19 protein-coding genes and 1 pseudogene are annotated in these 26071 nt (G+C 41.9%); 3 read left to right on the top strand and 17 right to left on the bottom strand.

The annotated features are described in order from the left end of the window. Positions 1-95: 95 nt before the first annotated feature. The 8 genes and pseudogenes from AC6RV6_RS11770 to AC6RV6_RS11735 form a co-directional block, all read right to left on the bottom strand. Positions 96-5636, bottom strand: coding sequence for a trifunctional serine/threonine-protein kinase/ATP-binding protein/sensor histidine kinase (locus tag AC6RV6_RS11770; protein ID WP_500241027.1), 5541 nt, complete (start codon positions 5634-5636; stop codon positions 96-98). A gap of 461 nt (positions 5637-6097) precedes the next feature. Continuing rightward, positions 6098-6853, bottom strand: coding sequence for an SDR family oxidoreductase (locus AC6RV6_RS11765; protein WP_500241026.1), 756 nt, complete (start codon positions 6851-6853; stop codon positions 6098-6100). Between the two features lie 94 nt (positions 6854-6947). After that, a complete protein-coding gene (locus AC6RV6_RS11760; protein ID WP_500241025.1) occupies positions 6948-8090 on the bottom strand; it encodes a 3-oxoacyl-ACP synthase III family protein in 1143 nt (380 codons plus the stop codon). A 175-nt stretch (positions 8091-8265) separates the two neighbouring features. Beyond that, positions 8266-9801, bottom strand: a complete 1536-nt coding sequence (locus AC6RV6_RS11755; RefSeq protein ID WP_500241035.1) for a class I adenylate-forming enzyme family protein — start codon at positions 9799-9801, stop codon at positions 8266-8268. A gap of 177 nt (positions 9802-9978) precedes the next feature. Next, positions 9979-10317 carry a hypothetical protein gene (locus AC6RV6_RS11750; protein ID WP_500241024.1) on the bottom strand — a complete coding sequence of 113 codons (339 nt, stop codon included), beginning with the start codon at positions 10315-10317 and terminating at the stop codon, positions 9979-9981. Between the two features lie 69 nt (positions 10318-10386). Continuing rightward, positions 10387-12084, bottom strand: a complete 1698-nt coding sequence (locus tag AC6RV6_RS11745; RefSeq protein ID WP_500241023.1) for an HAL/PAL/TAL family ammonia-lyase — start codon at positions 12082-12084, stop codon at positions 10387-10389. A gap of 2106 nt (positions 12085-14190) precedes the next feature. After that, positions 14191-15342, bottom strand: a pseudogene (locus AC6RV6_RS11740) (NAD-dependent epimerase/dehydratase family protein); the annotation flags it as partial. A gap of 278 nt (positions 15343-15620) precedes the next feature. Beyond that, positions 15621-15797, bottom strand: coding sequence for a hypothetical protein (locus tag AC6RV6_RS11735; RefSeq protein WP_500241022.1), 177 nt, complete (start codon positions 15795-15797; stop codon positions 15621-15623). A gap of 45 nt (positions 15798-15842) precedes the next feature. Here AC6RV6_RS11735 and AC6RV6_RS11730 point away from each other — a divergent pair, with 45 nt between their 5' ends. Then, on the top strand, positions 15843-17144 hold the full coding sequence (locus AC6RV6_RS11730; protein WP_500241021.1) for a homoserine dehydrogenase: 1302 nt from the start codon (positions 15843-15845) through the stop codon (positions 17142-17144). Positions 17145-17186: 42 nt separating this feature from the next. Here AC6RV6_RS11730 and AC6RV6_RS11725 read toward each other — a convergent pair whose 3' ends face one another. The 5 genes from AC6RV6_RS11725 to AC6RV6_RS11705 all read right to left on the bottom strand — a co-directional run bounded on the left by AC6RV6_RS11725 (position 17187) and on the right by AC6RV6_RS11705 (position 19700). Next, positions 17187-17813, bottom strand: a complete 627-nt coding sequence (locus AC6RV6_RS11725) for a DNA N-6-adenine-methyltransferase (protein WP_500241020.1) — start codon at positions 17811-17813, stop codon at positions 17187-17189. 52 nt (positions 17814-17865) lie between these two features. After that, entirely contained in the window at positions 17866-18105 is a 240-nt protein-coding gene (locus AC6RV6_RS11720) for a type II toxin-antitoxin system HicA family toxin (protein ID WP_500241019.1), read from the bottom strand. Next, a complete protein-coding gene (locus tag AC6RV6_RS11715) occupies positions 18098-18364 on the bottom strand; it encodes a type II toxin-antitoxin system HicB family antitoxin (RefSeq protein ID WP_500241018.1) in 267 nt (88 codons plus the stop codon). Before AC6RV6_RS11715 ends, AC6RV6_RS11720 begins: the two co-directional genes overlap by 8 nt. 41 nt (positions 18365-18405) lie before the next feature. Next, on the bottom strand, positions 18406-18711 hold the full coding sequence (locus AC6RV6_RS11710; RefSeq protein WP_500241017.1) for a helix-turn-helix domain-containing protein: 306 nt from the start codon (positions 18709-18711) through the stop codon (positions 18406-18408). A 152-nt stretch (positions 18712-18863) separates the two neighbouring features. Continuing rightward, positions 18864-19700 (bottom strand): alpha/beta fold hydrolase, encoded by an 837-nt coding sequence (locus AC6RV6_RS11705; RefSeq protein WP_500241016.1) that lies wholly within the window; start codon positions 19698-19700, stop codon positions 18864-18866. A 161-nt stretch (positions 19701-19861) separates the two neighbouring features. On the opposite strand from AC6RV6_RS11705, the gene AC6RV6_RS11700 reads away from it, so the two are divergent. Continuing rightward, a complete protein-coding gene (locus AC6RV6_RS11700; protein ID WP_500241015.1) occupies positions 19862-20281 on the top strand; it encodes a Tery_1686 family protein in 420 nt (139 codons plus the stop codon). 69 nt (positions 20282-20350) lie between these two features. On the opposite strand, the gene gpmI is transcribed toward AC6RV6_RS11700, so the two are convergent. Further along, the gene (gpmI, locus tag AC6RV6_RS11695) at positions 20351-21961 is read right to left on the bottom strand and encodes a 2,3-bisphosphoglycerate-independent phosphoglycerate mutase (RefSeq protein ID WP_500241034.1); all 1611 of its coding nucleotides are present in this window, start codon (positions 21959-21961) and stop codon (positions 20351-20353) included. Between the two features lie 571 nt (positions 21962-22532). Between gpmI and AC6RV6_RS11690 the strand changes: the two genes are divergently transcribed. Further along, positions 22533-22832 carry a hypothetical protein gene (locus tag AC6RV6_RS11690; RefSeq protein ID WP_500241014.1) on the top strand — a complete coding sequence of 100 codons (300 nt, stop codon included), beginning with the start codon at positions 22533-22535 and terminating at the stop codon, positions 22830-22832. Here AC6RV6_RS11690 and hypE read toward each other — a convergent pair whose 3' ends face one another. The 3 genes from hypE to AC6RV6_RS11675 all read right to left on the bottom strand — a co-directional run bounded on the left by hypE (position 22833) and on the right by AC6RV6_RS11675 (position 26071). Next, positions 22833-23894 carry a hydrogenase expression/formation protein HypE gene (gene hypE / locus AC6RV6_RS11685; protein WP_500241013.1) on the bottom strand — a complete coding sequence of 354 codons (1062 nt, stop codon included), beginning with the start codon at positions 23892-23894 and terminating at the stop codon, positions 22833-22835. Between the two features lie 424 nt (positions 23895-24318). Next, positions 24319-24846, bottom strand: coding sequence for a PIN domain-containing protein (locus AC6RV6_RS11680; protein ID WP_500241012.1), 528 nt, complete (start codon positions 24844-24846; stop codon positions 24319-24321). Continuing rightward, positions 24836-26071 (bottom strand): helix-turn-helix domain-containing protein, encoded by a 1236-nt coding sequence (locus AC6RV6_RS11675; protein WP_500241011.1) that lies wholly within the window; start codon positions 26069-26071, stop codon positions 24836-24838. Before AC6RV6_RS11675 ends, AC6RV6_RS11680 begins: the two co-directional genes overlap by 11 nt.

The raw sequence follows: 26071 nt of genomic DNA, 5'->3' as shown, positions 1-26071 counted from the left end.
TCCAAGGAACTCGGTGTTCCAGTTCAAATGACCTTTTCAGGTCGCACAGCTCCCGTTAGACCCGAAGGGTTAACGGGAGAGAACGTCACTAGCTCCTAATCTTTAAAATAGGGTGTTTGGTTTTCTGACTTGAAATAGGGGACTTGGGGCTTAACCTCTTCTTGCAATTCTGTTTCTGAGCCTTCAGTTTCGGGCAGTTGACGCGGGATAACGATCGTAATATCAGTTCCTTCCCCTGGCCGAGTATTAACCTGAATTTCACCCCGATGCTGGCCGACGATAATATCGTGACAAATCGATAAACCCAAACCCGTTCCTTCTCCAGTCGGTTTGGTCGTGAAAAAGGGGTTAAAAATTTTCTCTTTAATTTCAGTCGGAATCCCATTGCCATTATCGCGAACGAAAATTTCTACTTCTGTATCTCGATTACGGGTAATGACTTGAACGGTAGGAACAAATGTTTCATCGGCATGAGTGAGGGATTTTTTACGAGCCGCATAACAAGCATTATCGACAATATTAATAATGGCACGACCCAAATCCGCCGCCGCTATGACGATCTCGCCGATGGAATCGTCATACTGCGTATCAAATTCGATATTAAAGGCGGCATCTTTAGCACGAAGGCTTTGATGGGCGAGTTGTACGGCTTCAGCGACGACAAAATTCAGTTCCCCGGGTTGATGACTGCTGCTGCCCGTGCGGGCGTGCATGAGCATACTGGTAATGATACTGTCGGCGCGTTTGCCCTGTTGATGAATTTCGCTGACGTTGCGCTTGAGATAGTCGAGAGATTCGCTGAGAAATTCGACGGTTTCCGCATCTAATTGTTCGGTTTGACGCTCGATTTCCTCGACAATATCTTGCGTCAGGTCTTGGGAAAGATTGGCGAGACTATTGACAAAGTTGAGAGGGTTGCGAATTTCGTGGGCGATACCAGCAGTTAAAGATCCTAAAGAGGCCAGTTTTTCTTGGGCGACGATTTGTCTTTGCGCTAATTTTAATTCTTGGAGGGTGTCTTCGAGTTGTTCGTTTTTCTCTCTCAGTTGTTGAGTGCGTTGTTCGACTTTGCTCTCGAGGGTGCGGGAATATTCTTCGAGTTGGGTGTAAAGTCGGGCATTATCAACAGAAATAGAGATTTGAGAAGCGAGGAGATTGATCACTTTGAGGCGCTCTTGGGTAAAGGCTCCGGAAATTTCGTTATTTTCCAGATAGAGGAGTCCGGTGAGCTTGTTTTGGTGAATGAGAGGAGCGCAGAGGACTGATTTAGGGTGCTGTTCTTGGACGTAAGAATCTTTAGAAAAGAGTCCATCGGTGCTGGCATCGTCGAGGACGAGATTTTCTTTGGTTTGTTCGACGTAGTTGAGTAAGGAGAGAGGTAAGGTTTGACCTGAAGAGACGGCAACATCGACATCAACGGTGGTACTGTCTTGCTGTTGGGCTGGGTTGACCTGTCCCATTGCTTCAATAACCCATTGCTCGTCTTGTTTGCTGAGGAACATCCCCATATTTGCTCCGGCATTTTCGATGGAGATTTTCAGGAGTTTTTCCAGGAGTTTTTCGATAACGAGTTCGCCACTGAGGGCAAGAGAGGCTTTGAAGACAGTGTTGAGGTCGAGGACTTGACTCACAATTCCTGTAGTGGAGTGGGTAGTTCCTCCTAGAGTTGTTGTTAGGGATAGGCTTGTCGTAGTGGTAGAGATTTGGCCGCCTGATTCTGACTCTTGTAAGGAACGAGCAATAAGATCGGGATAGCGTTGGTCGAGGTCTTTGACTTTGGCTTTGACTCCCCAACGAATATAACCATAGTAAGCATCGGTCATGTAGATTTTGGCAATGTTTTTGCGACCCAAGGCATTGTAATATTCGGCAGCTAGTTCGTTGGCAAGTGCTTCTTCTTGGATGTAACCATTGGCTTTTGCTCCGGCTATGGCGCGATCGTAGAAAGGAGCGGCGTTGTTGATGTCACCGACCATTCGATATTTTTCAGCTTCTACGAGGTTATATTTATGTTGAAAATTCATGGGGGCATGAGATGCCCATTTTTTCATTTGCTTTTGGTTGATTCTGACTTGCTTGAGAAGTTTTTTGCACTCGGATTTGGAAGCCTTCGAGTAATTTGCTAGCAGGGTAAGAGAGTAGTAAAAGCTATGCGTACCCGATAGAGTTCCTCCAGTAAGATTTTGTTTGTATTTTTCGGAATTTTGGCTGATTTCAAGACACTGAGTATAATCTTTAAAAAGATAAAGCAATATTGATTTGACTAAATAAAAGTGGGCAAGGGCAGTATTATTATTTGTTTCGAAAAAACGAGCCACTTGTTTTTCCTCATTAAAAGCTTTTCCTTGTAAAAGTGCCTTGTTTTCTGATTGGTTCAAAAGATTGAGACTGGCTTGATACCATATTTGGACAAGTTCCAAAGAAAAATCTTGCTTGATTTTTTTTAAAGTATCACAGTATTTTCGTTGCGTTTCAGAAACATATTCTAAATATTCTCCAGTAAACAATAAATTTATAGTATGATGTAAGCATATATAACCAAAATAATCAAAATTCCCCGTTTCTAACGCACTTTGAAGGCCTTCTTGCAAAGGTTCTAGGGTCGTTTTTGCTGATTCTTTAAAATCTCGAATAAATACATTGAATAACAAACATATCTGTGCTTTTTTATCTCGATCATTAAGTTTCTCTTGTAAGTTTAATGCTAGTTTACCAAATTGATATCCAGATTGAATATCGCCTAAAGCCGTACATAATAAGGATCCATAAAGAGCATAACAAATTGTTGACAAAGATGAATTACCATATTTGATTGACAGATTCACCATTTTAAGAACAATGAGAGGAAATATCTGCGGATTGGCTGCAAAACTTGCTGGGATAATGGTATTTAAAATCCCCATCGCGGACAATTGATAAGGCTCTTGCATTTTTGGCAGATCCAGCAAATCTAAAATTTGCTTATTTCGCCAACTGAATCTAGTACGAATAAATCCAAGCATGATGTTTAATTTAGTTGGATTTTTTGGGATTTTTATTTTCAGAGATTTCAAAATTTCAAATGCTGTATCGATTGCCTTTTGAAGTTGATTTTGAGACATAAAGAAAGGTATCTGTAATTCATAAACTCGAATTCTGTCAAGCAAAGTCTTTGTCTTTTCCGAGACAATATGAGATAACTCTTGAGCTTTATCAAAATCCCCGATAAGATACAATACTGCTAAAGTTTCCTCATAAATATCTCGGGTTAATTCATAATGTGTTTGCCAACTTTCTTGTGGTAAAAGCTCTAAAGCAATTGTTAAGTATTGGTTGGCAGATTCATAAGCTGTTGCTGTTTTTGCTTTTCGACCCGCCATTAAATTCATTTGTATTAATTCATATTTTTGGGAATTTTCGGAAATATATTCTATGCCAATATTTAGTTGATTAATAATATCAAAAACATTTTCTTCTAATGCAGCTTTATTTGTCTTTTCTAAGAGAAGTTGCCCAATTTTTAAATGAGTTTGTTTTTTTTCTGTATCGGGAATGAGTGAATAGGCAGCTTGTTGGACGCGATCGTGCAAAAATTTATAATTTATTCGATTGGTATCGACAGTCAAAGAGTCTTGTGTATTTACATCAAAGACCATAGGGATTTTATAATCTTTGTTTAAAGGTAAAATCAATCCTGATTGTAAAGATATCCAAAGATCGTTAGCTGTCTCTACCAGAGATTTTTCATGAACAATTGCCAATACTTCTAAGTAAAAACGGTTTCCAATACAAGCCGCAAGTTTTAATGCTTTTTGGGTTTGTTCTGGAAGTTTTTTGAGATTGCGAGCAACCAGTTCCACAACATTCAGATCGGCAATTCCAAATCCTTGTATTTGCTCGATATTCCATTGCCAACTTTCGCGATTAAAATCAAAAGTAAACAGATTTTCACTATAGAGTGTTTTAAAAAGTTGTATGAGAAAAAATGGATTTCCTTGCGTTTTGTTATACAATAATTCTGCTAGGTTAATAGAGCGATTAAATTCATTCAAAGTCTCAGCGATTAATTGACAAACATGCTCGATACTTAAGGGATCGAGAACAATATTTTCAACTATTGCTCCTGTTTTTTGGATTCGCTCAATTGTTATAATGGTAGGATGAGTAGGATGAACCTCATTATCTCGATAGGCACCAAGATAGAGAAAATATTGACTATCAGGATCGGTAATTAATAACTCCAACAATTTGAGCGAAGCTAAATCCGCCCATTGCAAATCGTCTAGAAATAAAACAAGAGGATGTTCTTTTTGGGCAAAAACGTGAATGAACTGTTTAAAAACTTGATTAAAGCGATTCTGCGATTCAGTCGGTCCGAGTTGGGGAATTTCGGGTTGCGAACCAATAATTGTTTCAACTTCAGGAATGACATCAATAATAACACGTCCATTTTTTCCTAAAGCCGCTAATAAATTTTCTTTCCAAGTTGCTATTTTTTCCGCATTCTCGGTTAGAATCTGTTGGATTAATTCTTGAAATGCTTGAATAACTGCCGCATAGGGAATATCTCGTTTAAATTGGTCGAATTTTCCGGAAATGAAATAACCGCGCTGCCTAACGATAGGTTTGTGAACTTCTTGGATGACACAAGTTTTGCCGATCCCAGAATAGCCCGATACGAGTATTATCTCTGTATTGCCTTCACTAACGCGATCAAATGTTTCTAACAATTTAGCAACTTCTGCTTCTCGACCGTAAAGTTTTTGTGGAATTAGGAACTGTCCCACGCGATCGAGCTTTCCGGGAATGAAATCTTTAATCTCCCCATTATTCTGCCATTGTTTCAGACATTGTTCGAGGTCAGCTTTTAAGCCGAGAGCGCTCTGGTAGCGCTCTTCTGCTGTTTTAGCCATTAATTTCATCACAATGGCTGATATCCCGGAAGGGATATCAGGTTTGATTTGATGAGGCTCAATTGGTGTTTTGGCAATATGGCAGTGTACAATCTCCAAGGCATCATTTGTGATAAAGGGCAACTGACCTGTCAACATTTCGTAAAAGGTTACACCCAAGGAATAAAAATCCGTCCGGTAGTCGAGAATTCGATTCATTCGTCCCGTCTGTTCAGGAGATATATAAGCGAGGGTTCCTTCGAGTTGATTGGGACTGGTTAAGTTTTGGCTTTCTTTTTCAAGACAGGTTGCTATACTGAAGTCAATCAGCTTTATTTCTCTAGTTTGAGGATTAATGAGGATGTTTTGTGGCTTAATATCTTTGTGAATGACTTGTTTGACATGAAGTTCATCTAAAGTTTGAGTTAGGGAGATGGCAATTTCCAGAAATTTTTCAATAGAGAGGGTTTGAGAGCCAATCAATTGTTTGAGGGAAACCCCACCAAACTCTTCCAAAATCAGTGCTAAACTATGTTGGTAGTTGATTAATTCATAGGAATTAATAATGCTATCAATTGTTAAAGCCTGAAGAATTTGAAATTCGTGGCGCAGGTGAGTAATTTCTTCGAGAGTAGGATATTCAGCTTTCAGCGTTTTAATAACAACTGGGATAGAATCAGATTCGCGTTTAGCTTGGTAAATTAGGGTTTTTGCCCCTTGGTGGATAATTGTATGGATTTGATAACCCGGAATGGAAATTTGCATAAGAATTCTCCAAGATAAGGATGAACGGCAAGAGCCTCTTTGTTTTAACTTTAATTTTTTTCCCTGACTGATATAAATAGAGAATGTGGAGATCGGTTCTCCTAAATTCATTCTAGTCAAAAAAATCTGAAATTCGTAAAGTGTGTTCTTTCCCTATTAAAACCACAGTATACCAAATCTGGTTACCACCAGAGCCTTTGAACCAACATTCCGCACATCAATTTATAGTACGTAGAGTAGTATGAGAAAATACTCTTGTTTTTCAATTTTATTTAAGTATTTATACTTAAATAAATTAGCTTTTTGCGATTGCGAGCTAAAATCATAGTACTATAATACTCCACCATGAAGACCGCAAATACCAAATAGCGACGTTGCATGCAACGTCGCTACAGCAAAGGCTGGGAAAATTTCTCCCGCGCAATGTCTCCTTTGTTAATATGAATTCTTAATAAACTCCACTAGGGGATGGTGTATCCCCCATCGATAACCAGATTATGTCCCGTAGTAAATGAAGCTTTATCAGAACATAACCAAAGAACGGCTTCGGCGATTTCTTCAGGTTGACCAGCTCGTCCAATCGGATGGGCTGCAATAATTTGAGCAAGTTGTTCTGGAGGAACGACGGCCTGCATCTCAGTTTTGATCGCCCCCGGACTAATAGCATTGATACGGATACCAGAACTCGCATATTCAAGTGCTGCTGTTTTTGTTAGAGCAATTATTCCCGCTTTACTCGCAGAATAAATAGAATAACCTGGTGCTGCGATAACACTTGCAATTGAAGAAATATTGACAATAGCGCCATTCCCTTGTTTCAAGATTTGCGGGATTTCAGATTTAAGACAGAGCCAGATTCCTTTGAGGTTAATATTAATTGTTTTTTCCCATTCTTCTTCTGTTGTATCACTTAAAAGTTTTGATTGAACGATCCCTGCATTATTACAAGCATAATCTAAGCGACCGTAAATATCGATTGTTTTGGCAACCATTGCTTCAACTTCAGAGGATTGTGAAACATCAGTCTTAATAAAAATTGCTTCTCCACCTCGCTCGTAAATTTCATGAACAGTTTTTTCTCCTTCAACAATACGGCGGTTGGCAACAACAACTTTTACTCCTTCACGAGCAAAAGCAAAAGCAACACTTTTCCCAATTCCTGATGAAGCTCCCGTAACAATTGCTACTTTATTTTTCAGTTCTGGTTGCAACAACATTGTCAGTTCTCCTTTGACTACAATATTCAATGTTTAAGTTATTAGGATGAATCCTAGCAAAAAAGATTTGCTAGGATATTGAATACACATTCAACTACACGCCAACAGCAACTTTTTCTGCCATTTGATTGATGCTACGAGTAGGAGCAGGAGCAGAGCCAAGAGCAACATTTCCCCAACGCATTACTGTTGCACCAGAATTGGAAACACCGCCAAAGGTATAAACAAGAAGTAAATCACCTTCGCGAATTTTACCCCATTGGGCTGCGTGATACAAACTGACAATAATGGAAGCAACACCAATATTTCCATACATGGAATAAATATCAATTGTGCGTTCTGGATCGATTCCTAAAGCACGAAAATAGACATTGTTATACCATGCGAAGAGGGAATTACCGACAAAAAAATCAATTTCATCTAAAGTGACTCCAGCCTTGGCCAAGGCCCGATCGCAACTCTCGCGAAAGTAATTCTCAAAACCATCACGTAGAACTTGGCTGGCATGCTTGCCTGGATGTACAAATAAACGAGGATTTCCTTGTTTATCTGTCGTATGTTTTAGAAAAAAGGCTCCGCAAGTTTCTGAAGTATTAACAAATTTACTGGCCAAAAGACCTTGATTTGATTCCAGAGTACTAACAACAAAAGCACCACAACCATCACCCATTAACATCGAAAGTGTATCGTTCTTATCCAGAAAGCGCGAGTAAGTACACGCAACTACAACTAAAATATTTTGATATTCTCCTGTTCGGATTAATGCACAAGCATTTTGCAGGGCAACCAAAGCACTCGAACACATTGAGGTTAAATTCCAAGCAGCACACTTTAAACCAAGCTTGCCTGCTAGAAAAGCTGCATCTCCAGTTCCAATTGCTTCATCTGCTGGAAATGCAGAGGAAACAATCATTAAATCAACATCTTCGATCGCAAGTTTGGCGGCCTTAAGAGCATCTTGTGCTGCGCTATATTCTAGGGTTAGAGGAGACTCGTCAGGAGCAAGAAATCGACGTTCGAGCGCACCTCGGAAGGGATCGGAATGATACTGGGTTAATTCTTGCGTCCAAATATCATTATCATTGTCAGAAACCCGTGAAAATGCTTTTGCTGCACTTTTTTCGTCCGCACGAGCAATGACATGCGGATAATTTTTCTTAAAGTATTCATTGGTATAGATAGTTTTGGGAAAACTAACACCAATAGAGCGGATACCAACAGGCTTTTGAGAGGTCATTTGGATACTTTCCTAATTTTTAATGGTTGATAATTTTTCGGACAGCAATACTCTGTTTTTCTGTTTTGGGAGAAATTGTCTCTTACTATCTCTCTTTGAAGTTTTTAGAGAAGTTGAGACAATCTTCTCTCGATCCCCAATTGTTAGAAAACCTTTGAAAGATTTTTGATTGTGACTAACTCGCGATCGCAACAGGTTTGTTTTTACTGGCAATCTTGCGAATGTTTTGTTGTCGCAAAACCCGCTTCAAAATTTTGCCCGTGGGATTTTTCGGGAAAGACGTGACTAATTCGATCGCCCGAGGTACTTTATAATTTGCCATCCGTTCCTCACAGAAAGCTCGCAATTCCTCAACCGTCGCCTCACAACCTTCTTTAAGACAAACATTAGCTTTCACCATTTCCCCTCGCGTCGGATGAGGAACGCCATATACCGCTACTTCTGAAACAGCAGAATGTTGATAAAATACCCGCTCGACTTCACTGGGATAGACCTTAAATCCAGACAGATTGATCATATCTTTGAGGCGATCGGCAATGTAAAAATAGCCGTCCTCATCCATCCAACCCATATCACCGCTATAAAACCAACCATCTTTAATCGCTTTGGCTGTCGCTTCCGGACGATTCCAATAACCTAACATCACATTTGGACCGCGAATCACCAGTTCGCCGATTTCTCCCAATGGCACTTCATTACTATTCTCATCTACTACTTTCATTTCCACGTTAGGAATCGGCATTCCCACAGAACCAAACTTGTATTGCATGGGATGATTGTAGGAGGCAAAGGGAGAAGTCTCTGTTAACCCATAGCCCTCATAAATCACTTTACCATGTTTTTCTTGCCAGCGACGCACAATTTCCGGACTCATGGGAGCCGCAGCGCTGAAGTTAAAGCGAATGGAACTAAAGTCATAGTCGGGGAACATTTCCAACATCCGGATAAACACCGTCGGAACTCCAAAGAACATGGTGATCTTTTCTTTTGTAATGGCTGCAAATACCTTTTCGGGGTCGAAACGCCGTTGCAAAATAATCGTCGAACAAGCATTCAATCCTGCATTGAGAATGAAATTTTGACCGAAGCAATGGAAGAGAGGGAGATAAAGCAAAAGTTTATCATCATGGCGCATTCCGCAAGAATAATTCACGGAATACATATTCGAGATGACATTAGCATGACTGAGAACTGCACCTTTAGGAAATCCTGTCGTTCCCGAAGTATAGAGAATCGCGGCAGGTTCGTCTCGTTCCATTTTCTCAGCTTGTCGCTCGGGAGAAGAGGCCGCCATTAAAGTGTGAAGAGAATGGCCGCTCTCGGTTTCTCCTTCCGCAATGAGAATGTGTTTGAGGTGGGCGAGATCGTCAGAGGGAACATTCTGAACTAATTCTGCTGTCGTGACGATGACTTCAGCCGTACAGTCATTGAGAATAAATTTCACTTCATCGCTTTTGAGAGCAGCACTGATCGACACTGCGATCGCTCCCAATTTTTGAATACCGAGATAGGCAATGACAAATTCGGGAATATTGGGCAGAAAAAGTGCAACGCGATCGCCCTTTTTCACGTCTAAGGTATGTAAACTATTAGCAGCACGATTGACTTGTTCGTTTAAGTCTTGGTAAGTAAAAGTTTGGGATTCGAAAAGAATCGCAGGCTTGTTGGGAACAAATTTAGCACCCCGCTCAACATTTTGAGCAATATTCATGACCATTGGTAACACCCCTAGGTTTTTGAGTTGACAATAACATGACAAGCGATCTAAACGATCGCAAATTCGGACTCTGAAGTGACTCTGAATATCTGAACCGGACAATCGCCAATTACCCCTAATCGCGATCTCCTATTTTGCAAGATTTGTCCGAATTTCTCTCTCAGAAGGATTCTAATGACGCGAGAGTAAATTCGTCATGTTTTGCCAATCTTCGTTCTGAAGGGCAAACAATTTTAAACATTGACCGACGGCGATCGCCACCTGTTGAAGAATTCGAGGGGAAGGCAAGAATTGATGATGAATTCGCTGACGAACAGAGCCTGTAGCGATGGGACTAATCGCCAAACCAATATTTTGCCAATCTTCTGCACTCAAGCGCGCGATCGCGAAACATTGCCGACTGATTTCTTGGAGTTGTTTGGCTTTGGATCGTCCGAGAGGAATTGGGTTTTCTTCAAAGGTAAAGTAAGGAGATTGAGGGGATTGAAGGTAGATGTTGTGCTGTACCATTGTTTGATTTGCAAGATATGGAGTTGGAAAAATGATGAGGCTTGGAGATGGCCTCTCAAGATGCAGGAGTTAGATACCGGATAAACTCGAGAGAGTTTGGTTGACGGCGTTGACGACTTTGCCTTCTGTGGCAATATCGGCAGCGATCGCGGCAATGTGTTCGTTCAAAGATTGATCGCAGTCATTCCAGATGTAAGGGCGATCGCCGGTCGCGGGTTTGCCAATCACTTCGCGCACGGCATTATATAAAGGCAAGGTGGCAGGAGAGAGCAATTCGGGAGCAAGATAATGTCCGGCAATCGTATGAGTACGAAGGTCTACCGCTTGTACGGCAAACATTAAAGAGATGGCCATGTATTGATGGAAAATTTCGATCGCCGTGCGTGCGAGGTTGGCAGAAGCAAAACCCTGAGAGTTCACATTTTGGTTGAACTGCTCGGCGTGAGTAGGATAGCGATCGGCGATGGAGTTGCCGTAGAAGGTTAATAAAGGCATCAGAGAATTACCAGCAATTTGTAATCCTTTTAGTCCCATGTTTACTTTTCGCTCTGTATTTCCCACTAAAGAAGGAGTGAGTCCGCCGCTAAATTCTGGAGCAACTAAGAGGGCAATTTGCACGTCGAGATGCTTGGCTAGTAAGCCGAGGAGATGGCGAACGCGATCCATGCCGACCCCAACATATTGACCGAGAAAGTTGCCGCAATGGTAGCTGCTATCTTGGGTGACATCAATAAGCGGATTGTCGGTGACAGAGTTGAGTTCCACTTCCATTTGCTGAGCTACATCGAGGATGCCGTCAGCGATCGGTCCGATATACTGCGGCAAGCAGCGCAGAGAATAACGATCTTGAATGAGCTCATGGCCGCGATTGTCGTGACTACCATCTAATTCATCTCGACTTAATCCCGAATCTTCGAGAAGTTCGACCATTGTTTGTGCCGACCAGCGCTGACCGAAGTGAGGCTTGAGTTGATGAATAAAAGGATGAAAGGATTGGTTCGTCCCTCCTAACCCTTGTAACATTAGGGCGTGAGCGCCCATTCCTAGAGATAATAAAACTTTGGCATCGCGAACGCATAATGCGGCAATCCCTGTCATTACTGAAGTTCCATTGGTCATCGCCAATCCTTCTTTGGGAAGAAGGTTCATGGGGGAAAGCTCCAGCATGTCCAAGGCTTGCAACGCCGACATTTCCCGACCGTCATAATCTACGGTGAAGCTTTCATCTAAACCGATCGCGGCTCCGGTAATGTGAGCGAGGGGAACTAAATCTCCGCTTGCTCCAATCGAACCAAACTCGCAGACATGAGGTGTTACGCCTTTATTGAGAAAGGTGGTTAAACGTTCGATGAGTTCCAAGCGAATTCCCGATGCACCTTGCATGAGAGCATTAACGCGCAAGAGCATGGCGGCGCGAACGTCGGCCTCGGGCAAGCGTTTTCCTGCTCCTGCCTTTAAAAACCAAATCAAGTTGCTTTGCAATTCGGCAGCTTCGTCGGGGGCGATTGCTTGATTGGCCATGCCACCAAATCCTGTGGTCACGCCATAAATCGGTTTGCCATTTTCTACTGCATTGTCAATATAATCTCTCGAGGCTTGTACTCGCGATCGCACGGCTTCTTTTTCGCTTAGATGTACCCCAACGTTATGACGAGAGACATTCGCGACATCATCGATCGTCAATCGCTTCTCGCCGACAACAACATTACCCGATGCAACACCTGATGCACTCCGTACGAAGGGGAGTGATGAAACCGAAATTGTCATTGTTTCTCTCCTAGAAAGGAAATTTACTGTTTTCTTTTTCTTTACGATCGCGATCGGTTTGTGATTTCGATCGCATCATCGCGGCTATTTCGGTGTTAGGGTATTGGTGTCTAAAGAGCTAGTCGAAATATATACTTAAAGCCAAATTACGAGTATATTTTGACCCTAATACCAAACCCCTAACTATTCAAATCCCTACTCTAGGTTGTTTTTGAATGCTCCTTCTGAACTGTTTTTCTATCAAGTTGTATGCAACTCTGTATATAGATTGTATATGGAGTTTATACTGAATGATATCTAAACATTTCTCGGAAAGCATTGTATAGTAGCTTTTTCTTTATTTTCCGGCCTCTTTCCTTAATCCAAAAAATAATTTCCAATAGAAGTTCTAAGAATTGCAACAATACAATTCATGACTAACATCCTTCGGACTTAGAAAAGTTTGTGTATTGTACAAACATTCTTTGTCTGCTGCCTTCTTTATTAGTCTCTCTATTGACTTGCCTTAGTTATTGATACAGGAAAAGTAAAAGAGTGAAGGAGAGGAAACGTGAAGGATAGGAAATGTGAAGGATAGGAAATGTAAAGACAGAAAAGATGAACAAGCTAGAAACCATAAGCTAGAAAGCATGAGTTAGAAAGTGAAAAGAACAGTAAACCCAAGTTTTTTTGAACTATAATGTTCTTAACCTTAAAAACAAACACTAGGTGACTTTCAAAACCACTTTGAGAGGTTGCCGAAATATCCTATGACGAGTCAGGTTGTAAAATTAACAATTAAAATTAACAATTAAAATCAATAACTAAAATTAGTAATTATAATTGCTGGCTTTACCTTGCCAGCATAACTATTAACCTTACTTGATTGATTTCACCTGACTACTTTGATTGGATCATTATTTCCAGTCGTTTTTTCGACCGTATTTATTCGGATAGAGAAAGGAAAAAATGTTCATTTACTCTTTACACTACTTACAATAACAGAGTGAGTGATTCCTGTCAATTGTTTTCGTGATTTTTACGCAATCTTTACGATAAATTTTTGGACTTTACATTATCTTGCAATAAGTTGGCTTGTTGACTAAATTGATGCTTTTATTAATCTTGATATTCTGTGCGGATCATTCATTTTTGCTTGCTTGAATTTACTTAATAATGTGCTTCACATTGTGCGATCTACGGACAAGAAAGGTTGTCAAGATTTTCCTTTTGATTGCAATTAGTGATATCAAATCAAAAAAAGTAGTACAAAATTCAAAGAAGGAGCGCGAGATAGGTTAAGGATTGACCCAGTTACCACCAATGAAGTACCACTTTTCTTGTTTTTCAGTAGATTTTTCTACGTATTTTCAGAATTGAGATTGTGAAGAACGGTAAAACAGATCCAGTTTCAAATATGTGAATTGATTCTGATTGTTTTAAGAATGCTCGAAAGTTGCAGACGCACCAGCAAACTGAAATATGAAGAAAGATTATTCCTCTTTTTTCCTTAATAAGGATGGGTAAAGATATTAACTTTGAGAGTCAGGGTCGAGCAAGACGCTGAGTTAATATTTCACATCTCTATGTTTTATTTTAAGGATAAGAATTTTATCACATTTTTTCAAAAAAAATGAGTAAAAGCTCATTGAAATGGCAAAATTAAATGTATGAAGTGATTTTTGAAACTGAAATCCACTGAGTTTACTAGATTGTTGGTGTTACAAAGTTGACATTCAATCTCTAGATAAAGTTACAGAAAGTTATATTGAGAAGGTTGCGTGCTTTTCTCAAGGAATCGGCAAAAGAGTTGCGTTCTCATTCCTTGAAAGTCTTGCAAATTAAAGCGATCGGGCAATTATGAAGACTGAAAATAAGAGTGCAAACAATAAGTTTTAGCTGTATCGAGATCGCAGAGATCCGCAACAATCCATCAAGAAATGTTACTTTTCCTGCGTTTGCCCGATAATCCAAAAAAAATATAGAGATGTCCAGATGGACATCTCTATATTTTTTAGCAGCGATCGCATTTTGTTTTTATTTTGCCGTAACCGGTTCAGGGGATGATGCAGAAGTACTGCCATTCGTTCCCGTACCATTGGTTGTAGAATTTGATTCCTCCTTCTTTTGCCGATGCCAAGAAACGGTCGGGAGAATTTGTTGTTTGTCCACGCGGTGTTTGTACTTCGCGGCAAAATTCAGGAGAGAATCGAGTAAAGATTCATCGAGATAGTGGGGTTGCAGTCCCAGATCGAGAAGTTTGGTATTTTTGGCATTAAAGTAATGCTCTTCTAACTCCACTCGGGGGTTGGGAAGATTATCGATCGCGATTTCCAAGCCAATTTTTGCACCCGCTTCCTTAACCTTCTGGGCTAAATCCGCAACGCTAAAGAGTTCGGTAAATTGGTTGAACACGCGGAATTGTCCGGGATCGGCAGGATTGGCGATCGCCAATTCCATACAGCGTACCGTATCGCGAATGTCTAGCAAACCGCGAGTTTGACCGCCTTTTCCATAAACCGTTAGGGGATGGCCGATCGCTGCTTGAATACAGAAACGGTTTAAAGCCGTTCCAAATACCCCATCATAATCCAAACGGTTGATGAGCATTTCATCCATTGCCGTCTCTTCCGTTTTCACCCCGTACACGATGCCTTGGTTGAGATCCGTCGCGCGAAGTCCCCAAATTTTGCAAGCAAAGTGGATATTATGGCTATCGTGAACCTTGGATAGATGGTAAAAACTGCCGGGTTGTTTGGGATAGGGAAGTATATCTTTCCGTCCATTGTGTTCGATCTCGATATAACCTTCTTCAATATCAATATTGGGGGTTCCGTATTCTCCCATCGTTCCCAGTTTCACCAAATGGCAGTCAGGAAAATCTTCCTTCATGGCGTAGAGAATGTTAAGCGTCCCTACAACATTGTTAACTTGGGTAAAAACAGCGTGTTCGCGATCGATCATGGAGTAGGGAGCCGATCGTTGTTCGCCGAAGTGAACGATAGTAGTCGGTTCAAATTTTCGTAGTGTTTTGCTTAAAAAATCATAATCGGTAATATCGCCAATAAATAGATCGATGGTCTTTCCCGTTAACTCTGCCCATCGTTGCAAGCGTTTTTGGATCGGGGCGATGGGAGTCAGGGTACCCACTCCCAATTTGGTATCCCAATAGCGGCGGCTTAAATTATCGAGAATGCCGACTTCGTATCCTTTATTAGATAGGTGGAGGGCTGTTGCCCAACCGCAATAACCATCACCACCAATAACCAGAGCTTTCATATGATTCTCTAAAACTGTATTTGTCGATACTAGGTAAATATATCAGGTCGTGACGTTCTCCTCCGTTAACCACAGAGGCTAGCGGGGGAGTTTCCTCCTCACGGATAGGACTTCCTGTTTCATAGGCTGTCTTATTGACTAAGCCTTTACAGGCAGCAACGATGAGACCCACCGCTGTTTTGTATTAGTTTACAAGTTTTGCAAATCTAGTAAACCGCATTCACCAAAGGGGGAAAGCGCACCAAAAAAACTATACTCACTCAGTTCCCTTCAAGATTTTACCTTCCCACGGGATAATTGAGACTTTTGAGTTGAACCCCATATCTTGAATTGTCTATGTGCTGGATCGGGTGCATTTTACTGCCGTTCCCGACAAAAAACAGAGTAACATGAAAGTCTACACCGATCGCAAGAATTCCTCCTGTTTCCGGTAAGCGTCTTTCCTCTGGTGTCAATTCTCGCTACTCTAGAAGAAGGAAACTGTTAGAAATGTGCAGATCGTGGTTTTTAAGATTGGGTTGTTGGGCTTAGGAACAGTAGGGACGGGAACGGCGGAAATTTTAGCAAATCCAGCCGGACGCAATGCTTTACTCGAGGAGATAGAAATTTGTCGCGTGGGGGTTCGTTCCCTTGATAAACCTCGGGCGATCGCACTGCCTCGGGAAATTTTAACCACGGATTTAGAAGCCATTGTTAGCGATCCCCAAATTGATATTATCGTGGAGTTAATCGGGGGAATCGAACCGGCGCGATCGCTAATTCTTAAGGCGATCGCCTCGGGCAAGCACGTGGTGACGGCCAATAAGGCGGTTATCGCCCGTCACGGGGATGAAATTTACACGGCGGCCAATGAAGCGGGGGTTTACATTCTCCTAGAAGCTGCCGTCGGGGGAGGAATTCCGATTTTACAACCGTTGAAACAATCCCTCGGGGCAAATCGCATTCAACGCATTACGGGTATTATTAACGGGACGACGAATTATATTCTTACCTCGATTAAGGAAACCGGACGAGATTTTGCTGAAGTTCTCGCCGAAGCGCAACAGTTGGGCTATGCGGAAGCCGATCCGACGGCAGATGTGGACGGATTTGACGCGGCTGATAAGATTTCGATTTTGGCTTCTTTAGCTTTTGGCGATCGCATTCGTTACGAAGATATCGAACGAGAAGGCATTCGCCAAATTAGTGTTGCTGATATTACTTATGCCGATCGTTTAGGATTTGCAATTAAATTACTGGCCATTGCCCAAAAAGACAGTCATACTCATGACAGTTTGCAAGTGCGCGTCGGACCCACCCTCGTCCCCCACAAACACCCTCTCGCGAGTGTTAATGGGGTATATAACGCCATTTTTGTTGAAGGAGAACCCTTGGGACAAGTAATGTTTTACGGACCCGGTGCGGGGAAGGGGGCGACGGCGAGTGCAGTGGTCTCGGATATTCTCAATATCGTGGCGTTATTAAAGAGTGTCGATGCCAGTAAAGGCATTCATTCCCTCTATGGCTGTTTCCATCAAGGTTATGCTGCGGTTACGCCGATTGAAGAGTTAGAAACCAAATTCTATGCGCGTTTTTTGTGTGGCGATCGCGCAGGGGTCATCGGTCATTTGGGGACGTGTTTCGGTAACAATGGGGTCAGTTTGGAGTCCATTGTACAGATTGGCTTTCAAGGCGATCTCGCGGAAATTGTAGTAGTCACTCACGATGTCCGAGAAGAGAATTTCCGTCAAGCCGTTGATGCGATTCATCAATTTGAGTCTGTGGATGATATTAGAGTCGCCAGTATTTTACGAGTGTTTTAACAACACCTAGCTATTCGTTATACATCTAAAATACTTTGGAGATTAGCGCTTTATTTCCTCAAGCTGTCTTGTCTCTAAGGTTTTCAATAATGATAACTGATACTTTTTTCGGTCTGGTCCGATAATTTCTTGTTGTAAATATCTAATATCGACAACTGCACCATAGTCCATAAAAATTTGGTAAAACTTATCATAGTTTGTTCCCCAATAGACCATTGCACAAGACATGGGAGCGCCTTTGCCTATATTTTGCCCATTTTCTAAGAATTTAAGGCGCGTATCGTACAAAAAACAGATTGCTGTAGCTTTACCAAAAACATTCTTTTTCCAATGTCCGGTATTGGTCGCAACGGGAACTAAAGCTAAGATTTCAGAGTGATATTTTTGGTGTGCTATGACACACTTTTCCAGCCAATTTTTAATTTTTGTTCCTCGCTCTTTATCCGATCCGTAAGGAGGGTTAACATAAATTGTTGGATAATCCCATGATTCTTTTAAGCCGTCGCGATCGGGTAGTAAATACTCTATTTCTGCCCCAACAATTGAATATTGATTGGAACAGGGATCGAGAGCGATCGCACCACCAAAAAATGTTTTAACGGCATCAACATAAATTTTAGGTGTTCCCCAATGTTGATTTTGACTGTTTGTTTTTCTACCTGCTGTCATGGCTTAAAAGCTCTCTCTATTTTTCTACAATTAATTTTAGAGAGAAAATAAACTATTTGAGTAGTTTCACAATTTCTTCATCAGTAAAACCAAATTGTCTAAAAATTTGCAGGACGTAAGCTGGTGACATTTCTTTTGCTCCTATGTCAATAGGAACAATGCGACGTTCGTTTTCTGATTCACGAATATATAGAGCATGATCTCCTTTCCCTTCCCGATAAAAAATACAACCTCCTTTTTTAAGAATTTTAATGAGTTTTTTGGGCTTTAAAGAGGGAATATTTTTAGGCATAAACGGCTCTCAACTCAAATACTTCTGAGGTTAGTTCTTGATTTTCTACAGTTAAAAATTCATGTAAATTCTGAATAGAAATAGGTTGATTGTAAACATTTTTTTCTGTCAGACAAACTTCTGTAAAACTCTCAATTGCTTCTTTAAGTTTAGCAAGAGATTCATCGCGATCGCTTCCCTGTCCGACTAAACCATTTTCTAAACATAGGCTAACCCAATACTCTGTACTTTGTCGAGAAACTATTGTATAAAAATCCATTCTAAATCTCCTCAACGAGAAAATATTAAGCAGTGCAATACCTAATTATACCAAAATAAACTCGGATCGACATGGAAGAATTCTCCCAAAATTTCAGCTTGCTCTCGGGCGATCGCACATTCTCCACTGACAATTTGGGAAGCAAGCTCTCGAGAACCCAAAATACTTGCTAGATCGGATTGTTGTAGATTTCTAGCCTCGAGTAAATGAAGCAAACGCGATCGCGGTGTTGAAGAATTAAGTTGATAATGTTTCTCTTCAAAATCTTCAATGAGTTTAACTAAAAGTTCTAAAAGTACATCTTCTTCTGGGGTTAAAAAAATAACAGAGTCAGTGATTTCTATCAATTATTTTCGTGATTTTTACGTAATCTTCATACAATTTTCATGGACTTTACATTTTCTTTATATAATTCTAGCGATCAAAGAAGCTGCTAAATAAAAAAAATGGAGAGTTTCTGGCAAACACCTCCATTTTTCTGCATGATTTGTATATCTTGCTACAAACTCAAAAATCGTGTGACGATCGCACCCACTTCTCTCCCCCAATGTTCTTGAGGATAATGTTTAGCTTCGGGTAATTTCTCCAGTTTAATCTTGCTATTGGTTTGCACAAGATTTTCCACTGGATCTATTTTTAACCAAGGATCTTCTTCACCCCAAATAATTTGTGCGGGTTTATCCCATTTGGCCAAACCATTGTGAATTTCTTCGGTTGCTTTGGCGAGGCGAAGATTTTGTACTGTTGCAGCTAATGCTCGCCCCGATGCAGAGGCTTGTAGAAAAGGACGACGATAAATATCTAAATCATCATCTTGAATGAGAAAACCGCTTCCGCCTTCAAGGGTGCGATCGATTAAAAGCGGATCTTGGGTTAACATATCCCCCACATAAGGAATGCCCCACAGTCGCATTTTCCAAGGTAACTTTGCTTTCGGGTCGAGAGGGGTATTAAAAATCAATAAACTTTCAATGCGATCGCGATTTCGCAAAGCGTATTGTAAACCCACAGAGCCTAGATATCCCTGTACCCCTAAATGAATCTTGTCTAATTCCCACGTATCGAGCAATTTGCCCAAAACTTCAATATAAGCATCAGGAGTATAAGCAAACTCCCACTTTTCCGGGCGATCGGAAAACCCGTGGCCGATCCAGTCTGGCGCGATCGCCCGATAGCCGCGATCGGCCAGTTGGGCCATGAGAAACCGCCAGCTATAACTTTGGGAAGGGATACCGTGTAATAACAACACGGGAGGGCGATCGCAACCCCCCTCCGGTTTTTCCTCCCGATAAAACCATTCCAACGAGCCAACAGCAATACTATCTTTTATTAACACTCTTTTTTGATTCTCCTGAATGGATTGCATTATAAGGGAAGTAGGCGCTAAAAATAGCCTATTTTTCCCAATTTCGTAAACCAACGAACAGATTTAGTAAAATTTGTCGTAAATAGTATATAAACCATTCTTTAAGTCTTGTTAACCGAGGAGGACAAGGAGTGAACGCAGCAGAACAAGTCAGAAGCGTCAAAGTTGCCAGCAAAATCGCCGCCGTGGTGAACTTGTTTAAGGCTAAGTTCCCGGATGCCAAAGCGGATCTCAAACCGTGGTGCAATGATCCCGATACGCAGGACGGGCTAGATCCTGACTCTATTGATATTGGTTTTCACTTTCCGGGGTGGAGTCCGCGCCTGCAAGGACGCAGCATTCTCGTGCAAATTCGCTTTTATCAAGATCCTTTTGAGGACTCCTATCAGGTTATTGGCATGGAAACCGCCGCCTTTAATCATCAAGGAGAAGCGTGGCGACTCTCCACGATCGCCAACTGGCAGTTTGAAGGAAAATACCTCCCTGCCACCGATGTCGCAGAGAGGTTTAAAGGCTTTTCCCGCCAAGTTTTCGAGTTATTTAGGAGTTAAAAGAAGGGAAGGAACAAAAACCCGATAATCTCTCCCCACTGTTGACCGATAACTAATAACCGATCGCTGTTAAAGGGCGACTTTAACAGGGGTGCGATTGGGTTTGACATCGAAATTGACGGGTTTAAAGAGCGATCGCCCGGTCATCTCTTCCGGTTGGGATAAACCTAAAATTTCTAAAATCGTGGGGGCAATGTCGCATAAGCGGCCATCTTCTCGCAGTTGTACGTTAGTACCGTGGCCGGGAATTTTCAGCTTTTCTCCTTCGATTAAAATTAATGGCACCGGGTTAGTGGTATGTGCTGTCCAAGGTTTGTGTTCTTCATCCCACATATACTCGGCATTGCCGTGATCGGCGGTAATCAGCATTGTTCCTCCGGCTTTACTAACGGCTTCCACCAGACGACCCATACAGCGATCGACAGTTTCGATCGCTTCGATCGCCGCGTTCATATTGCCCGTATGACCTACCATATCCGGGTTGGCGTAGTTAATCACCATGAGGGAGTAAATTCCTTTTTCAAGGGCGGTAATGGCGGTATCTGTTACGGCGGCGGCGGACATGGCGGGCGCTTTATCGTAGGTTGCCACCATGGGACTTTGAATTAATTCTCGATCTTCTCCTTCTACTGGATTTTCTAAACCACCGTTAAAGAAATAGGTAACGTGGGGATATTTTTCTGTTTCGGCGGTGCGGAATTGTTTTAGACCATTATCGGCAATTACTTCGCCCAAAATATTTGTCAAATTTTGGGGCGGGAAGGCAACGGAAACGGGCAGTTTGGGATCGTATTGAGTGAAAGTTGCAAAATGCAAGGGTTGAATTTGCTGGCGTTCAAACCCATCAAAATCTGCTTGCACGAAAGCAGCCGTTAATTGGCGGGCGCGATCGGGACGGAAGTTAAAGAAAATAATTCCATCTCCAGCTTCCACTGCTCCCGGTGCAATTCGGGTAGGGGGTATAAACTCGTCCGTGGTTTCCTCGCAGTAGAAATGCTTAAGTATTTTTACTGCGGTATATTTACTACATTCGCGATCTTGCGTCAGGATGTTATAAGCCTGTTGGACGCGATCCCAACGGCGATCGCGATCCATTGCAAAGTAACGACCGCTAACAGTTACAATGCGTCCGACCCCGATCGCTTGAATGGCATCTTCAATCTTTTGCAAAGCGTTTGCACCTTCAGTTGTCTTCGTATCGCGACCATCGGTAAACGCATGGATACAAACATCATCAATATCTTGGGCTTTAGCAACTTCTAATAGACCGATTAAATGTTGCAGGTGAGAATGTACGCCTCCTTCCGAACAGAGGCCGAATAAATGCAGCTTTGTTCCAGCTTTGCGAACCTGTTGACAAATTTCAACTAAAGCAGGGTTGCGCTGAATGGAACGATCTTCGACAGCATCAGAAATACGAACCAATTCTTGGGGAACAATGCGACCCGCACCGATATTGAGGTGTCCGACTTCCGAGTTCCCCATTTGACCGTCTGGCAAACCGACATCTTTGCCAGAGGTGCGAATTAAGGTTCTCGGATAAGCTTGCCAGAGACTATCGATGACAGGGGTTTTCGCAGCCTCGATCGCATTTCCATCGCTTGCTTCGCGATAACCCCAACCATCCAAAATGACGAGTACCGCAGGAGATACGGAAGAAAGAGATGAATTTCTAGACATATTCGGACTTTTAACCTCTACACTGGATGAGCCATTAAGTTGATAGGCGTATTGCTCACTCATTGAATCGGGTATTGAGAATAAATTAGGAGGAAGAGCAAGTATAACGATTGTACCTTACTCGTTCCTTCCTTCCTACCTCGGCGAAGTCCCTCAGTATGGCGGAAACAGTATCAACCGGAAAGCGATCGAACTCAATGGGGGGTTAGTCTTGAAAGCAAACGAGATAGATATATCTCTTTTGAATAAGGGTTAGGTTTGCAGTAAACATTTTTAAGAAACTATTCGTAATTGCTTTACACTTTGCAAAGAAAAGACATTCAATGTTGAAGAACGCGATCGCGAGGGATGGAGTAATGTGGAAAGCAAACTACAGCTAGATAGCATATTGCCTGCAATTAATAGAAATTAAAATCATGACAGTTAGAGGAACTTGAGTGGCTTTAATCGTCTTTGGATTGCTAGCTTGGCCTTGGGTAGAATTTATTATTTCCCAAGTGCGATTGCGAATGGCGATCGCAAAGAAATGCCAAAACAATAGCCATTAACATTGCAGCATTGATTCCTTTTAATGGGAGCGGGAATGTGCTTGGCCGGGACATTAATCACTTGGGCTTTGTCTTTTGATAGCACAACAGTTGCTCATTCTTGTTTACTACACTATCAAAACCCAATTTTTACCACTCTTGGTGCTTGGTTGTTATTCGGTCAATCTTTCGATCGCAAATTTCTACCCGATTTAATCCTAACAGTTGTTGGAGCAAGTATCGTTAGTTTAGAAGATTTACAATGGCTTCAAGGATCGTTATTTGGCGATGGTCTTGCTTTATTTTCCGGGATTTTGTTCAGTGGAGAATTGCTGATTATATGACTATTCCTGATTTTCCAGAAAGCGAACCCCCCGATCGCCTTGTAATTTAATTAAACCCGTAGGGCGATCGCTGCGACCGACCACAGTACCGATCGCCCCAGAGCGGGGATTATGGGCGCGGAGAATTTCAAGGGCGAGTTTAACAGAAGATGGGGGAACGATGGCGAGAAAGCGTCCTCCACTGGCAGCATAGAGCGGATCGACTCCCCACTGCTGGCAGGCTTCTCGGACATCTTTACGGACGGGAATGCTCTTGTCTTCGAGTTGTACGGTCAGTTTCCCCGAATGAGCGATCGCATTCAAAATTCCAGCCAGTCCGCCGCGAGCAATATCGCGCAAACAGTGGATTTCGACTCCCGATTTGATTAAATGCAAGACCAAACTGGCAAAGGGAGCCGAGTCGCTCTCGATCGTTCCTTCCCATTCTCGCCCTGCTTCTTGTGCGATCATCGCCGTCCCGTGGCGACCGACATCACCATTAACTAAAATTACATCTCCCGGACGCACAGATAAGGGAGAAATCGAGAGATCGCGATCGAGAAATCCGACTCCGGAGGTATTAATAATCATGCCGTCTATTTTCCCGACCGGCATCACGCGCGTATCTCCGGTAACAATTTGTACGCCCGATTGCAAGGATGCTTGACGCATGGCTTGGACGATACGCCCGAGGGTTTTGGTGGAAAAGCCTTCTTCGATAATAAATCCAGCACTGAGATAGAGAGGGCAAGCTCCACTCATACTGAGGTTATTGACGGTACTGTAAACAGAAACTGCACCGAGATTCCCTCCAGGAAAGAAGAAAGGGCGCATCATATAAGAGTCGGTACTCAAGGCAAGTTGAGGATGAGGGACGGCGATCGCCGCAGAGTCATGAGGGATGAGAGGATGCTGTCCGGGAGGAGTAAAAGCCGGTAAAAACATTTGCTCGATCAACTGCTGCCCGAGCTTTCCTCCTTGTCCGTGTTCGAGTCGCACGCGAGGATGGCGATGAAAGGGGAAGGAGCTAGAAAACTGACTGTCCTTGGGAATTGATGATGAGGGGACAGTAGATTCAAGCATGATGATACGACGGGGAAACCCAGCCTTGGTGGAGAGATTATTTTTCAGTTTAGAAGATTTTGAGACTTGAGGAAAGTATGCAGATATATCGAAAACTTTGCGACAAAATACGGTTGACGCAACTTTGCTTTTCTGGATGTCTGCGATCGATGAGAACCCTGAAAATGAGAAAGATTGGCTAAGGTTGCGATCGTGCTTAAATTTCAACGACTCCTCTAGGCATTCTCTGGGCAATATTAAAAGTTTCTCTTCTGGAAAATGATGATTGTATTGAAGGTACACCGAAATTTATTGCAGAAATTGCTATGAGTACTTTTTCTAACGCTGCAATGAAATGCAAGAATATCTCGTTTGGCCAGTTTGCGATCGCAACTTGGATTAGTTTCGTGCAAGAAATAGAACGATCGTTAATACGAAATACTAATTACTCTAATGCGATCGCAGTGTCCCACCAATTTTTTAAAGGATGGTGCTTAGATGGACTATAACGCCCTTTCACCCGAATATTATTAAGCATAGTCTGTAATTCTGAAGAATTAATTTTAGTAATTTCTGACCAAGATTTAACAATAGCTAAGGTTGAGAAAATTGGCAGAGAAGGCTTTTCTTGAGAAAAAAATGAGATCGCTTTTTTGTCGTCGGTTGCTATTGCCCATCCTCGCTGAATCGCGATTGCGCCTGTTGCGGCTTCGCCATCACCGAGTTGAGTTAGATAGTTTACAAAGGCTTCTGCCTCAACTTCAGATTCACAATCTACAGTAATGAGAATTTTTTGGAAAACTGCATTCTCAAACTGCTCTAAATTCTCAATCTTTTTTAACTCTTGCTCAACTGTATACGCAATTGCTGCTTGAGCAGCAATTATCTGTAGAATATTGAGAAATTGACCTGATGCACATAAATTAAGAATGCAGCAGGTATCGAAAATAATATGAGAATATTTAACTTCCATAACCTACCTTTTCATTTTCACGACTGCGTAGATTTACATCCATTACTTCCTCTATCATTCCATTTGAATGCTCTTGTAATGCTTGTGCAATCTGACGTGCTTCTAAACGATTGACACTAAGAAATTTAGCAAACTGTCCTTCGGTAATTAAACCCCGATCTAGTGCATCAATAGCTAGATGCTGATAGTGTATTGGGGTCATATCGGGACGTTGTGGGATTTCCTCTAAGTTTAAGTCTTTTTGAACTTTCCTTACTTTTAAACCACGATCTTTTAAGTTATCCCAAGTTCCCGAGGGAAGAAGTCTTATTTCTTCCAATCGGAGAGCTAATGCCTCCACAGACACACCATAATAATGAGCTAAAGTAAATAGAGATGCTGGTGTAAACTTACCATCATTGGCTCGACATCGATCCTCAAATTTTTTGAGCAAACTACTTGTTGGCATCAAGAAATATTTAGCAAAAGCATCTGCAAGTTTTTCACTTTCTGGCTTGCTTTTATATTGTCCGTCGAAATCTACGATAGATTTGTGTCGATGAGCTAAAAAGTGAAGATAACCATGAGCAAGAGACCAACGCCGACGTTCTTCAGGGTGATTTGCATTGATTCCCAAACATCCTCCTAATGTCTTATCAATATAAGTGTATATCTCTGAATATTTAGGCGGCATTTTTAGGTAGAAAATTCGCAACCCTACATCTTCCTCTAAAATATCTCGCAGTAAACGGATAGGACTATCTCCAAGTCCGAGTCTTTGTCGTTCTTTTCCTGCGATTGCTTCTGCTAAAGTTTCCGTTGGCATTCCACGAGTTGCATCATATTCAGTAGGATAATTTTGCGGGAGAGGTGAAGCCATAATTTCCTCGAGTTCTTGGTAATGTTCACACAACTCTTTAAGATGCAAAATATAAGGCTTTATTTGTTTTTTTTCCTCTTCTGTACGATAAAATGCAGCGCGAAATTGAACATCAAAAGAAGTTGCGTCGATAACTGGATGCTGGCGTACAAAATAGCTCACTGAACGCCCATAAACCCGAGCGAGTTGAATTAATTCAGTAGCCTTAAGACGACGCTTTCCTTTTTCAATAGCAACCATTGTAGTGCGAGAAGCGTCGATCGCTTTTGCTGCATCTTCTTGCGTCATGCCTCGCTGTTTCCGTGCTTGTTGAAGAAGTTCTCCCAACCTCTGTAAATCGATATTATCTAGAATATTAATCGTCAT

Source organism: Spirulina sp. LEGE 11439 (genome assembly GCF_059821285.1).
Note: the sequence above shows the minus strand (reverse complement) of the source record. Positions and strands in the feature narration are given on the sequence as shown.

What these genes read in the sequence shown, in the direction of transcription:
- AC6RV6_RS11770 (WP_500241027.1), bottom strand. Translation starts at nt 5,636, where the DNA reads ATGCAAATTTCCATTCCGGGTTATCAAATCCATACAATTATCCACCAA.
- AC6RV6_RS11765 (WP_500241026.1), bottom strand. Translation starts at nt 6,853, where the DNA reads ATGTTGTTGCAACCAGAACTGAAAAATAAAGTAGCAATTGTTACGGGA.
- AC6RV6_RS11760 (WP_500241025.1), bottom strand. Translation starts at nt 8,090, where the DNA reads ATGACCTCTCAAAAGCCTGTTGGTATCCGCTCTATTGGTGTTAGTTTT.
- AC6RV6_RS11755 (WP_500241035.1), bottom strand. Translation starts at nt 9,801, where the DNA reads ATGAATATTGCTCAAAATGTTGAGCGGGGTGCTAAATTTGTTCCCAAC.
- AC6RV6_RS11750 (WP_500241024.1), bottom strand. Translation starts at nt 10,317, where the DNA reads ATGGTACAGCACAACATCTACCTTCAATCCCCTCAATCTCCTTACTTT.
- AC6RV6_RS11745 (WP_500241023.1), bottom strand. Translation starts at nt 12,084, where the DNA reads ATGACAATTTCGGTTTCATCACTCCCCTTCGTACGGAGTGCATCAGGT.
- AC6RV6_RS11725 (WP_500241020.1), bottom strand. Translation starts at nt 17,813, where the DNA reads ATGACAGCAGGTAGAAAAACAAACAGTCAAAATCAACATTGGGGAACA.
- AC6RV6_RS11720 (WP_500241019.1), bottom strand. Translation starts at nt 18,105, where the DNA reads ATGCCTAAAAATATTCCCTCTTTAAAGCCCAAAAAACTCATTAAAATT.
- AC6RV6_RS11715 (WP_500241018.1), bottom strand. Translation starts at nt 18,364, where the DNA reads ATGGATTTTTATACAATAGTTTCTCGACAAAGTACAGAGTATTGGGTT.
- gpmI (WP_500241034.1), bottom strand. Translation starts at nt 21,961, where the DNA reads ATGTCTAGAAATTCATCTCTTTCTTCCGTATCTCCTGCGGTACTCGTC.
- AC6RV6_RS11690 (WP_500241014.1), top strand. Translation starts at nt 22,533, where the DNA reads ATGGGAGCGGGAATGTGCTTGGCCGGGACATTAATCACTTGGGCTTTG.
- hypE (WP_500241013.1), bottom strand. Translation starts at nt 23,894, where the DNA reads ATGCTTGAATCTACTGTCCCCTCATCATCAATTCCCAAGGACAGTCAG.
- AC6RV6_RS11680 (WP_500241012.1), bottom strand. Translation starts at nt 24,846, where the DNA reads ATGGAAGTTAAATATTCTCATATTATTTTCGATACCTGCTGCATTCTT.
- AC6RV6_RS11675 (WP_500241011.1), bottom strand. Translation starts at nt 26,071, where the DNA reads ATGACGATTAATATTCTAGATAATATCGATTTACAGAGGTTGGGAGAA.